Here is a 12,257-nt window from a genome sequence, read left to right as displayed (position 1 = left end):
CAAAAACGAGATGAAGATAGAGTCAGTAGATTTTTTTTATTTAAGTATGCCCGAAGTGTTAGATGTGGGCGATGGAAGCCAGGACGCTCTACTGGTTCGTATAAGGGCTGGCGGCCATGAAGGCTGGGGTGAATGTGAAGCATCTCCTTTAACCAGCATTGCCGGTTATGTTTGTCCAATGTCGCATAGCGGTTGCAAACCTGTAAGCTGGGCTTTGGATGGGATGTCTCTTACTTCCGTTAACGACATTTATAAAATCAACCAACGGGTGCACGAAAACTGTTTTGACCTGCTCCAGGCAGATCATATTCTTTCTGGAATTGACATTGCTTTGTGGGATTTACTGGGGAAGATAAAGCAGGAACCGGTTTTTGCTTTACTCGGATATAGCCAGTCATATCCTAAACTTCCGTATGCCTCTCAACTATTTGGCGATATTCCTGAAGAAACTTTTCAAAAAGCCAGTGAATCGAAAAAACAAGGTTACAAGGCTGTGAAATTTGGCTGGGGGCCCATTGGAAAATTGGATGCGAAGACTGACAGAGAACATTTTCAGGCTGCCCGTAAAGGATTGGGTAGCGATTTGTTTTTAATGGTTGATATCGGTACTTATTGGGGAGAGGATACAGGAAAGGCAAAGCAACGGTTGCAATTCTTGAAAGAGGCAAATGTGTATTGGCTGGAAGAGCCTTTTGTTAACATGTCACTAGAAGCCTATAAAAATCTTTCTTGTGCTACTCCGCATGTAAGTCTGGCAGCTGGCGAAGGTTGTAACAACTATCATCAGGCCGTAGCAATGATGGATTATGCCGGATTGAAATTCATTCAAATCGATACAGGAAGGGTTGGTGGAATAACAGCCGCTAAACGTATTGCAGACCGGGCAACGGTTCAAAACATTACTTATGTGAACCATACTTTTACTTCTCATCTGGCATTGAGCGCATCTGTTCAGCCTTTTGCCGGAATAAAAGATAGTCGAGTCTGTGAATATCCGGTTGAAGCCAGGGCGTTAGCAAATGAAATAACAAAAGAAAAAATATTGCCGAATGAGTCGGGAGAACTTGTATTGTCGAATAAACCTGGTTTGGGGTTAAGTATTGACACTGAAAATTTGAAGAAATACCTTGTTGAAACCGAAATTCGGGTAAAAGGAAAATTACTGTATAAAACCCCCGATTTATAGAAATGAAATTGAAAAGAAATTGATATGACAACGTGTACAGGATTGCTAAAAAGAAAAATAGAAAATAAAGAAACACTGCTTTCCGGTTGTGTTTTCGACAGCCGATCAGGTTCTGTAATCGAGATGTATCATGAGATTGGTTTTGATATGGTTCTCATTGATCGTGAACATGGAGGGTTTAACAGTGAAACAGTTTTTGACCATATTCGCCTTGCCCGTGCATTGAATTTTCCCTGTATGGTGAGGGTAGCCGAACCATCTTATGCCGAGCTAAACCGGGTGATGGACCAGGCTCCGGATGGGATATTTGTTCCAAGAATCCGGACCCGGAAAGATGTGGAAGATTTTATGAGATTGATAAAATTTCCTCCATATGGAATTAAAGGTTATGCCGGGAGTGCATGTCCTGCCGGAAAGTATTTGGGTTGGGAAAGGCCACTTGAACAGTTCGATTATTTTAATCGTGATTTTGTTGTCGGGATACAAATCGAAACCGCAGAGTCGATTGAAAACCTTGATGATATCCTTTCTGTTCCGGGAATAGATGTTGCCCTGGTCGGAAATGATGATTTGTCGCTCGGTATGGGTATTCCTACTCAAACAGATAAAGCTGAATACATAGAGACTGTTAAAACAGTAATTACAACCTGCAATAAATATGGGGTTTTACCCGGAATTGCCTGTGGCGACCCTAAAAAGATAAAGTTCTGGAGGGATCAAGGTATGTGTTTGTTTTGGGCTGCATTTGATGTGGTAAGCATGTGGCAACATACAAAACAGGTATATCAATCTATTCAGCAAGAGTTGACATAGAAAATACATACTGGAAGGTAGGGGCATGAATTGCGTTTACTCGCAATAGAAAAGAATAGTGGATTAGTAAGTAAAGATAGCGAAAGCACTAGTAGGATTATGGTTTAGTGGAGAGATGGGGTAGCTGGAAATGTGAGATAAAATCTTAGCATATGGATGAGATTGAAAAAATACAATCTGAGACTAAGTTGTGGAATGATTTTGTGTCCGGGAAAAATGAGGCGTTTAAGACTATTTATTACCGGTATGCCAATGAATTGTTCCGGTTTGGGTTACATTTCTCTCAAAGTGAGGATATTGTTTTCGATGCAATGCAGGACCTTTTTATTGATTTGTATAATTATCAGCCACAACTTAAATCAGGGGATTGTATAAAGCAGTACCTCTTTGTATCTCTGAAAAGAAAGATATTTCGTCTTCAGGGAGAAGAAAATAAATACCAGTCTATTGATCTAAGTAAAATGTCGTTTGCATATGCGCTGGTTTCAGCAGATACTGATAACGAAGAAATGGATAATGAAAAACTAAAATTATTGGATAAAGCGATGGGAGAATTGAGCGACAGGCAACGGGAAGCTATTTACCTGCGCTACGTTAGTGGCTTGAGCTATGAAGAATTAAGTGAGGTGCTTCAGTTAAATTATCAATCAGCCCGGAATCTTATTCACAGAGGTATCGAAAAACTCAGAAAGATTTACCATAAAAAATCGTTGTCGCTGTTTTGTTCCTCTTAACATATTTTTCCATGAATAAAGTATGGTTTAATTTTTTATAAAAAATACAAAAAAGAGTGAGTACAAAATGAATGTTTCCTGCTCTTGTTCACAAAACATTTATTTAAATGGCAGAGGTATCAAATAAAGGCGTAAACAATTTCATAATCCGAGATGATTTTGTTGAATGGGTTCAATACCCAACAGCAGGGTCAGACTGGTATTGGAAACAGTTTCAGCTCGATAATCCCTCCTCAAAAGCAGATATTGAGGAAGCCATTTTTATTCTAAAAAGTATAAATCCTTACGAAAAACAGTTAGAAGATAAAAGACTGGAAAAGTTATGGATTTCAATTAGTAAAAAGACTGTAAACAGAAATCGTTCAAAAAGAATTTATATATGGTCGGCAGCAGCTTCGGTTGTTGCAATACTTGGAATTTCTATGTTGTTTTATTTCTCCGGTAACCCCGAGAGTGAAGTTGCTGGTTTCTCCTCCGTTGCAAAAGTGACTGAAGATACTGATGAAGTGAGGTTAATCCTTTCTGATAACTCGGAAAAAACATTTAGTTCGGATGATTTGGAAATAAAATACAACAAAGAAGGTGAAATTGAGGTAACAACTGAGAACGGGGAAAAATCAACTAGCATTATAAATAAAACTCCCAATGCAATAAATGGCAAACAAAAAGGAATTTCAAGTTCCGGTGTTGTGGGGGCGAAAGTAGAACAGCTAAACCAGTTAGTTGTTCCGCGGGGAAAAAGAATGAGTTTGGTATTGTCCGATGGATCTCGATTATATCTGAATTCGGGTAGCAGGGCAATTTATCCTGTAAAATTTTCAGAAAAAAGACGCGAATTGTTTGTGGAAGGAGAAGCTTACATTGAAGTAGCACACGATTCAAAAAGACCATTTATTGCAATAACTGATCAGGTAACGGTTCGGGTTTTGGGTACAAAATTCAATATTTCAGCCTATCCTGAAGATTCGTACTGTTCAGTTGTTTTGGTTGAGGGTAATGTGCAGGCCGAGGTTAACTCTCAGCAAATTGCGATGGATCCCAATCATTTACTGATGTATAAAAAAGACACAAAAGAAACATCTTTAGATAAAACTGAGGTATTGCCTTATATATCGTGGAAAGATGGGTGGTTGTATTGCAAAAAAGAAAAACTGAGAGTGGTTGCTGAAAAATTATCGAGGTATTATAATATTAAAATCGAGTTTCAGGATGAGGAAACTCCGGAGATGACATTGTACGGAAAGCTTGATTTAAAAACAGACTGCTCTGATATTTTTAAAGCAATTAGTGCCATTGCCCCTATTTCTTGTGTTGTTAACGAAAATGAAATTATAGTGTCAAAGAAAAGAGATAATAACTAAAAATTATTGCCTATAGAAAAGTTGAGAAAAGAAGAAACACTGCTAAACTATTAAAAACAAAAGAGGCAGATTATACCGCCATATAATCTGCCAAAGGTGTCTTAAATACATTGATATGTAAAGATTATTGTAAATAAAACAAACAAATTTATGAAAAAAAAAGGACTTTACGGGCCGGTGTTCCGGCATGTAAAAAAGTTACTACTGAAAATGAAAATATGTCTATTCTTCTTGGTTGTTTCTGTTGTGTCAGCGTATGCAAACGAAAGTTATTCGCAGAACACCAAATTAACCTTGAATATGGATAATGCCACCTATTCAGAATTGATTGACGCAATAGAAGGGCAAAGCGAATTTATTTTCATGGTGGTTGAAGATGCTCTGGATTTGTCTGATAAAGTGAGCATTAATGTTAAAAACAAAACAATCGAAAAAGTATTGGACGAGATTTTGGATCCGTCTAAGAATTCATTTGCAATTTTTGACCGACAGGTAATAATTGGGAAAAATACCGAAGACGTTGAAGCTATTACTTACAAACCTGAACCAAATCAGGTAAAAGGAAAAGTTACCGATTCTTCAGGCGCTCCGTTACCTGGTGTTACTATTACAATTGTAGGAACAACTCGTGGGGTTATTACTGATATTGATGGTTCATATGTGATTGATGTTAAACCTACGGATAAACTCGTTTTCTCTTTCATTGGGATGAAAAGCCAGATTGTTGATGTTGGTGAACAAACCAAAATTAATGTGGTATTGGAAGAGAAGAGTCAAGAACTGGATGATGTGACGGTAGTGGCATTTGGTAAGCAGAAGAAAGAGAGTGTACTGGCTTCTATTACAACTATAAAACCGGATGAACTAAAAGTTCCGAGTAGTAACTTAACTACTGCTTTTGCAGGAAGGGTTTCGGGCTTAATTTCATATCAACGCAGCGGGGAGCCGGGTGAAGATAATGCAAGCTTTTTTATTCGTGGTATTACAACTTTTGGTGCTGAGGCAAAAAAGGATCCTCTAATTCTTATCGATGGAGTTGAATTGAGTACGTCTGATTTGGCACGTTTAAATACCGATGATATTGCGAACTTTTCTATCATGAAAGATGCTACAGCTACAGCTCTTTATGGCGCACGTGGTGCAAACGGGGTTATTGCTGTAACCACTAAAGAAGGACAGGAAGGAAAAGCAAAAGTCAATGTGAGGATTGAGAATTCATTTTCGACACCTACCAAAAGGGTTCAGATTGCTGATCCGGTAACCTTTATGAGGTTGCACAATGAGTCGGTCAAAACACGTAATCCTCTGGGGTTAATGTTATATGATCAGGAAAAAATCTCGATGACCGAGAAAGGGCTTTACCCTGATATTTTCCCTTCTACCGATTGGTATCACACAATGTTTAAGGATGTGGTTTATAATCAAAGAGTTAATTTGAGTGTGAGCGGTGGAGGAAAAGTTGTGCGTTATTATGTAGCAGCCAATGTGGCACATGATAATGGCGACCTAAAAGTTGACAACCGCAATAATTTCAATTCAAATATTAATTTGAAAAAGTATGGTTTCCGTTCTAATATAAACATCAATTTAACAAAAACTACGGAAATGATCCTTAGGCTTAGCACAACTTACGATGATTATACAGGACCAATTGATGGTGGAACAGATATGTATAAAAAAGTGATGCAAGCTAATCCTGTTTTATTTAAACCTTACTACGAACCGGATGAGCAATATGCTTATGCAAAACATATTCTTTTTGGTAATTATGGAGATGCGAATTATGTTAATCCTTATGCAGAAAGTTTAAAAGGATACAGAGACTATAGTAAAAATACAACTATTTCACAGCTTGAAGTTAAACAGGATCTGGATATGTTAGTAAAGGGGCTGAAAGTTCGTGCGATGTTTAATATGGATAGATACTCAGAATATGCCGTAACCCGGCAATATACTCCATATTATTATTCAATCTCTTCTTATAACCTAAAGGAAAACACTTATTCTTTGGTACGCCTTAACCCTACAAAAGGGACGGAATATATTGACTATAATCCTGGCTCACGTTATATCAACAGTGCATATTACTTGGAGTCTGCTGCTGAATATAACAGACTCTTTGATAAGCATTCAGTAAATGGTTTATTGGTTTATACTATGCGGCAAGAGAAGACAGGAATAGCCGATAACCTTCAGCTTTCTCTTCCTAACCGAAATATGGGAGTATCTGGTCGTTTGGCATACAACTTTGATACTCGTTATTTTGGTGAGTTCAACTTTGGATATAACGGTTCGGAACGTTTTTCAAAAAATCACCGTTGGGGCTTTTTCCCTTCTGTTGGGGCTGCATGGATGCTTTCTAACGAGAAGTTTTTTGAACCGCTGACACATATTTTCAGGCAGTTTAAAATAAAAGCTACTTACGGAATGGTTGGTAATGATGCTATCGGTAGTGATAACGATCGCTTCTATTACCTTTCTCAGGTGGATATGGATGCTGAAAGAAATGTTTTCTGGGGAACGAACCTTACTTATAATCCGGGAGGTATCGATGTTACCCGGTATGCCAACGATGAGATAGGCTGGGAAAAGTCTTATAAAACGAATATAGGACTGGAAATGTCTTTGAATAATGGTTTTTCTGCAAACGTGGAAGTTTTTCATGAAAAACGTAAGAATATTTTAGTAAGCCGGGTAATTCCGGGAACAATGGGGGTTATTCCAGAGATAAAAAAGAATTTTGGTATCGCTTCCGGTAGAGGTATTGATTCTGAATTTAATTATGAAAAGAATTTTAATAAAGACTTATGGGTTACGGGAAGGGCAACCTTTACATATGCAACAAGCGAGGTGAAAGACTGGGAAGAACCAGATTATTCTGAAACTCCGTGGTTGTCTAAAGTTGGGCAATCTCTCTCTCAGCAATGGGGGTATATTGCAGAACGCTTGTTTATTGATGATGCAGAAGTAAAAAACTCTCCCACGCAGTTTGGCTCTTACATGGCAGGAGATATTAAATACCGGGATGTTAATGGCGACGGTAAAATATCCGAACTAGACAAAGTTCCAATTGGTTACCCTACAACTCCTGAGATTATATATGGATTTGGTTTTTCTGTTGGGTATAAGGGCATTGACGCTTCCTTCTTCTTTCAGGGAGCGGCACGTGAATCTTTCTGGCTGGATCCGGAAAATGTGACCCCGTTTCTGGATGGTGATGGAGATGACGGGTTAACCGGTTATAATTCTGTTCTACAGGTGTTTGCTGATGATCACTGGTCGGAAAGTAATCGTGATCCTTATGCTTTGTGGCCCAGGTTGGCAAACTACGAGGTGACTAATAATAACCAAACGAGTACATGGTTTATGGAAGATGGTTCTTTTCTTCGTCTGAAATCCGTTGAAGTTGGTTATACTCTACCTAAGCATTTAGCGAATAAAATGCATTTGGGAAATTTGAGGTTGTATGTTAGTGGAACAAATTTATTCTACTTCAGCAAATTCAAACTTTGGGATCCTGAAATGGCCGGAAATGGATTAGGTTATCCTATCCAACGGGTTTTTAATGTGGGGTTGAACATTAGCTTATAATGGCTGGTGCTACGGCTAATCATCATATAAATAAACAAAAACATAGATAACGATGAAAAAGATTATTCGATATATCTTAATCCTTATACCTCTGGCCTTGTTGTCTTCGTGCGACTATCTGGATGTTGTTCCTGACAACGTGGCTACACTTGACAATGCATTTTCCGATCGCTATAATGCTGAGAAATACCTGGCTACCTGCTACTGGAGTATGCCAAAATCGGGAGGATGGAATGAAAATCCTGCGATGTTTGGTGCGATGGAAATGATTTTTAATCCGGAGCATAATGATGGAGGAATGCTCTCTGCACTGGGGTATGATAGCCCTACCCAGACATATTTTAATTACTGGAATGCAGGTGGAGCACCAGTGCGTGGTTTGTATGCCGGAATTAATAACTGTAATGTTTATCTTGCTAATATTGGTAATGTAAGTGATTTGGAAACTTACGAAAGGAATCGCCTGATTGCTGAAGTAAAAACCATCAAAGCTTATCTCCATTTTTATTTACTGGCTTATTATGGCCCAATCTGTCCATTGAAAGAGAATTGGGACATAAATGAAACGGTTGCAGAGGTGAGGGTTTACCGAGAAAAGGTAGATGATACCTTTGAATATATTCTTGAATTGTTGGATGATGCAATTAACAGTAACGCGCTTCCTGTTCAGATTCAGAACAGAACTACCGAACTTGGACGTTTTACCCAGGCAGCTGCATGTTTTATTAAAGCAAAGGTTTTGGTTTATTGGGCGAGCCCGCTTTTTAATGGAAATACTGATTATAACAGTTTTATGGATCATAACGGAGAGCCATTTTTTAACCAGACTTATAATTCTGAGCGCTGGAAAAAGGCGGCAGTGGCGTGCGATTCGGCAATTACGGTTTGTAACAATAGTGGAATAAAGTTATATCAGAAAAGTGATTATATTACTGCAAAGACATTGTCTGATGAGACTTTCTTGGTTAATACGTTGCGTAATGTTATTAGCGAACGTTGGAATTGTGAATTAGTTTGGGGTTCTACTGCATGGCCGATAGATGAGGGTGTTCAGCAACAATGTATTCCCCGTTTTGAAGAAGCAGTTGAGCAAAACACTACAGCTAATATGAGTATTCCGTTGAATGTTGCAGAGAAGTTTTACTCTAAAAACGGAGTTCCTATTGACGAAGACCCTGATTATGACTATGCACATCGTTATAACTTGCGTACAGGCGATGTCGATCACCGTTATTACGTTGAGGAAGGCGAACAAACTGCCGCTCTTAACTTCGACAGGGAACCAAGATTCTATTCAACCCTGGGATTTGATCGTGGAAAATGGTATGGTAATTCATACAAAAATGAGCCAACTGATGATGCTGATTGTTTGTATCCGAAAGCCCGGTCCGGAGAATTTTCTTCGATGTTTCAACCCGGAGATTACAATGCTACCGGTTATTTCTGTAAAAAATTAGTTTCTGTCAACACCGTTTATAAGGATAAAAACTCGGTAGAATACGAAAGTTTTCCTTTCCCTGATATGCGTTTTGCTGATTTATTGTTATTCTATGCCGAGGCATTGAATGAAATGAAAGATGCCCCCGATGCCGAGGTCTATCAGTACATTGATATGGTGAGGGAGCGTGCCGGCCTGGACGGGGTTGTTGAAAGCTGGAAGAAGCATTCGATCGCTCCGTCGAAGCCGTCAACAAAGGCTGGGATGAGAGAGATTATACAAAGAGAACGTGCAATAGAACTGGCATGCGAGGGAGCTTATTTTTGGGACAGCAGAAGATGGAAAACTGCTATCAGAGAACAAAATGGACCGGTAAAAGGCTGGGATGTAACCAAAGCAGATGTTAATGATTATTATACTGTAACAACTGTGTATAACCAGACTTTTTCTTTTAAGAATTATTTCGCCCCAATTCCTGAAAGCGATATAATTAAGAATCCAAAATTGGTTCAAAATCCTGGATGGTAAATTAAGAAATAGTTACACGGATGAAACGGCCACGTTTAATTCTGAGTCCGATAACATCGGAGATTTATTCAGGTAGTTACTTCCACGAATTTTGAAAAACGTTTAATCTTAACTTGATGAAAAAAATAATTATCTCACTAATAGCACTTCTTTTTGTAATTAGTGCATGTGATGAAAAGGAACTTGGACCGATTACTGAAAGCATGGGAAAACCGTCAACGGTAACTCAGGTTCAAACAACCTCCATACCAGGAGGGGTATTAATCACTTATCGAATTCCTGATCAGGAAGATTTGTTGTCGGTAAAAGGGGTTTATACGTTAACAAATGGAAAAACCAAAGAAGTTGTTGCTTCTTTTTACGAAAATATCATAAGAATTGAAGGGTATAATGATGTTCAGCAGCATGTTGTTGAACTGTATTCGGTTAACCGTGCAGGAGAATTGTCGGATCCTGTTGAAGTGTCTTTTACTCCTTTAGAATCTGCGATTAGTAAAGCTTATAATTCGATGGAGATTGTACAGGATTTTGGAGGGGCACGTTTTAGCTGGTTGAATCCGGATAAAGGAATCCTGAATTTTGAGTTTTTGGCAGAAGATAGTGTTGGAATGATTCGACCGTATAAGATTCTTACCTCTCAGGAGGATACTGTCAAGTATTCTATGCGAGGCTTTGAACCAGAGCCAATAATTTTTGGAGTGGTTATATCTGATTTATGGGACAATGTTACCGATACTATTTTCCCGGCAGGAAAGATAATAACCCCTCTATATGAAAAGAAATTTGACAAATCGAAATGGTCTTTGTTGCAATTGGGAAACGATGTTACTTCCTGGAATAATTGGGAAGGGATTTCGGAGGGTATTATTGATGATGATGTATCAACAATCGGACATTCTCCTGTTGGTGCTATGCCTGCTTCGTTTACAATTGATATGGGAGCGAAGGCAAAATTGAGTCGCCTGGTTATGTTTCAATGGGATGATGATTGTGAATATGCGTGGGGAAATCCTAAACGATTTGAAGTGTATGGGCGTGCAGATGCTCCAAGTATGAATGGAGACTGGGACGAATGGGATAAAATCATGGATTGTACTATTATCAAACCATCAGGATCTCCTATCGGTACTAATACTGATGCTGACCTTGCAGCTTTAAAGGCTGGGCATGAATTTACAGTTGATGTGAACGCCGGAGTATTTCGTTATATAAGAATTCGGGTACTTAGTACATGGGCAAGCACCACATTCACACATATTGCAGAAGTTACAATGTATGGATCTGAGGTAAATTAGTTTAAACAGGATAACCTTTAATTTTAGTCTAGGCAATATTAAATGAGCATGAAGATCAAAGTATATTAGTTCGTATTGATTCCCAGTTGTTTGATAGACATGCAAGTTCATTTTGTTACTAATCATTAAATAAATATAGATACATGAAAAATTGGAAAATAATATATCAATGCTTGGTGGTAATCACATTATTGTCTGCGTTTGTTTCATGCGAAGACATGATGGATAAACATCAGGATTATATTGAAGGGGGTGAAATTATCTATGCTCCCAGGCCAGATTCAATTGCTTTTCTTCCGGGAACCGGACGAATTTTGTTTCGTTACTGGTTATATAATTCGCCCAATGTAAGTTCTGTGGACATATTCTGGAATAATGGCGCCGATTCTCTTATTATTCCGGTAACACCGGGAACCGGACTGGATAGTAGTGAGGTTCTTTTAAGTAATATGCCAGAGAGATCATATACATTCGATATTCGAAATACCGATAAATTTGGCAATAAGTCTTTAACTACAACTGGATTTGGAACCTCGTATGGCGAAAATTACGAAAGCGTACTTTTTCAGCGAAAAGTGAAATCGGTTGTAACATCTGGTGATGACGGAATTATTCGTTGGTATTCTGCAGCAGAAGATTTACTGGAAGTGCAGGTTCGCTATAAAGCAAATAATGGAGAAAATGTAGTTGTTGATATGCCGGCAGATATTGACACGCTTTTATGTTCCAATGTGTTGAAAGGGTCATCTTTTGAGTATCGCTCATTTTATAAACCCGAAAAGGATGCAATTGATACTTTTATCATGGCATGGACAGAATACGAAGAGCCATTTCCGTCAATAATAGAATTTGACAGGTCTGAATGGGAAGTCATTGATTATTCCGATCAACAGGTTGACGACGGAGGAGGTATCGGTACTTTATTCGATGGTGATTTCGATACATATTGGCATTCATCTTACAGTGACGGTGCTGCGCCGTTACCCCACTGGGTTATTATAGATTTGAAATCGGCAAAAAATATGAGTCGGATTGAAACATACAGGGCTGGAAATACCGATGCAAATACCATTCAATATTGGACAAGTGATGATCCGGATCCGGATGCTGCTTCATGGGAAAAAATAGCTGAAGGAGTTTATTCTTCTAGTGGAGATGTACTTGCATTAAACCTTCCCGGTACAGGTGTTACTTCAAAACGTTATTTGAAACTGGTTTTACCCGATAGTAATAGGGTTACTTATACCAGTATCTCAGAGGTGTTTATATACGGAAGTTACTAATATTTGATATTGTCTCATGCCTATGTTT

8 protein-coding genes are annotated in these 12,257 nt (G+C 38.5%); all 8 read left to right on the top strand.

Translation table 11 applies throughout. The features are described from left to right. The first annotated feature begins 10 nt into the window (after nucleotides 1–10). The 8 genes from MR764_RS15755 to MR764_RS15720 all read left to right on the top strand — a co-directional run bounded on the left by MR764_RS15755 (nucleotide 11) and on the right by MR764_RS15720 (nucleotide 12,229). On the top strand, nucleotides 11–1,186 hold the full coding sequence (locus MR764_RS15755) for a mandelate racemase/muconate lactonizing enzyme family protein (protein ID WP_247980403.1): 1,176 nt from the start codon (nucleotides 11–13) through the stop codon (nucleotides 1,184–1,186). A 24-nt stretch (nucleotides 1,187–1,210) separates the two neighbouring features. Beyond that, nucleotides 1,211–1,999, top strand: coding sequence for an aldolase/citrate lyase family protein (locus MR764_RS15750; RefSeq protein ID WP_247980402.1), 789 nt, complete (start codon nucleotides 1,211–1,213; stop codon nucleotides 1,997–1,999). Between the two features lie 152 nt (nucleotides 2,000–2,151). Continuing rightward, nucleotides 2,152–2,733 (top strand): sigma-70 family RNA polymerase sigma factor, encoded by a 582-nt coding sequence (locus tag MR764_RS15745; protein WP_247980401.1) that lies wholly within the window; start codon nucleotides 2,152–2,154, stop codon nucleotides 2,731–2,733. A 107-nt stretch (nucleotides 2,734–2,840) separates the two neighbouring features. Then, nucleotides 2,841–4,094, top strand: coding sequence for a FecR domain-containing protein (locus tag MR764_RS15740; RefSeq protein WP_247980400.1), 1,254 nt, complete (start codon nucleotides 2,841–2,843; stop codon nucleotides 4,092–4,094). Between the two features lie 150 nt (nucleotides 4,095–4,244). Then, on the top strand, nucleotides 4,245–7,685 hold the full coding sequence (locus MR764_RS15735; protein WP_247980399.1) for a TonB-dependent receptor: 3,441 nt from the start codon (nucleotides 4,245–4,247) through the stop codon (nucleotides 7,683–7,685). A 52-nt stretch (nucleotides 7,686–7,737) separates the two neighbouring features. Further along, nucleotides 7,738–9,651 carry a RagB/SusD family nutrient uptake outer membrane protein gene (locus tag MR764_RS15730; protein ID WP_247980398.1) on the top strand — a complete coding sequence of 638 codons (1,914 nt, stop codon included), beginning with the start codon at nucleotides 7,738–7,740 and terminating at the stop codon, nucleotides 9,649–9,651. Between the two features lie 116 nt (nucleotides 9,652–9,767). Beyond that, nucleotides 9,768–10,946: a DUF5000 domain-containing lipoprotein gene (locus MR764_RS15725; RefSeq protein WP_247980397.1), complete on the top strand. Its 1,179-nt coding sequence runs from the start codon at nucleotides 9,768–9,770 to the stop codon at nucleotides 10,944–10,946. Between the two features lie 143 nt (nucleotides 10,947–11,089). Further along, a complete protein-coding gene (locus MR764_RS15720) occupies nucleotides 11,090–12,229 on the top strand; it encodes a DUF4998 domain-containing protein (RefSeq protein ID WP_247980396.1) in 1,140 nt (379 codons plus the stop codon). The last annotated feature ends 28 nt before the right edge of the window (nucleotides 12,230–12,257 follow it).

This window comes from Maribellus sp. YY47, assembly GCF_023111095.1.
Classification (GTDB): Bacteria; Bacteroidota; Bacteroidia; order Bacteroidales; family Prolixibacteraceae; genus Draconibacterium.
Note: the sequence above shows the minus strand (reverse complement) of the source record. Positions and strands in the feature narration are given on the sequence as shown.

What these genes read in the sequence shown, in the direction of transcription:
- MR764_RS15745 (WP_247980401.1), top strand. Translation starts at nt 2,152, where the DNA reads ATGGATGAGATTGAAAAAATACAATCTGAGACTAAGTTGTGGAATGAT.
- MR764_RS15735 (WP_247980399.1), top strand. Translation starts at nt 4,245, where the DNA reads ATGAAAAAAAAAGGACTTTACGGGCCGGTGTTCCGGCATGTAAAAAAG.
- MR764_RS15730 (WP_247980398.1), top strand. Translation starts at nt 7,738, where the DNA reads ATGAAAAAGATTATTCGATATATCTTAATCCTTATACCTCTGGCCTTG.
- MR764_RS15750 (WP_247980402.1), top strand. Translation starts at nt 1,211, where the DNA reads ATGACAACGTGTACAGGATTGCTAAAAAGAAAAATAGAAAATAAAGAA.
- MR764_RS15740 (WP_247980400.1), top strand. Translation starts at nt 2,841, where the DNA reads ATGGCAGAGGTATCAAATAAAGGCGTAAACAATTTCATAATCCGAGAT.
- MR764_RS15720 (WP_247980396.1), top strand. Translation starts at nt 11,090, where the DNA reads ATGAAAAATTGGAAAATAATATATCAATGCTTGGTGGTAATCACATTA.
- MR764_RS15755 (WP_247980403.1), top strand. Translation starts at nt 11, where the DNA reads ATGAAGATAGAGTCAGTAGATTTTTTTTATTTAAGTATGCCCGAAGTG.
- MR764_RS15725 (WP_247980397.1), top strand. Translation starts at nt 9,768, where the DNA reads ATGAAAAAAATAATTATCTCACTAATAGCACTTCTTTTTGTAATTAGT.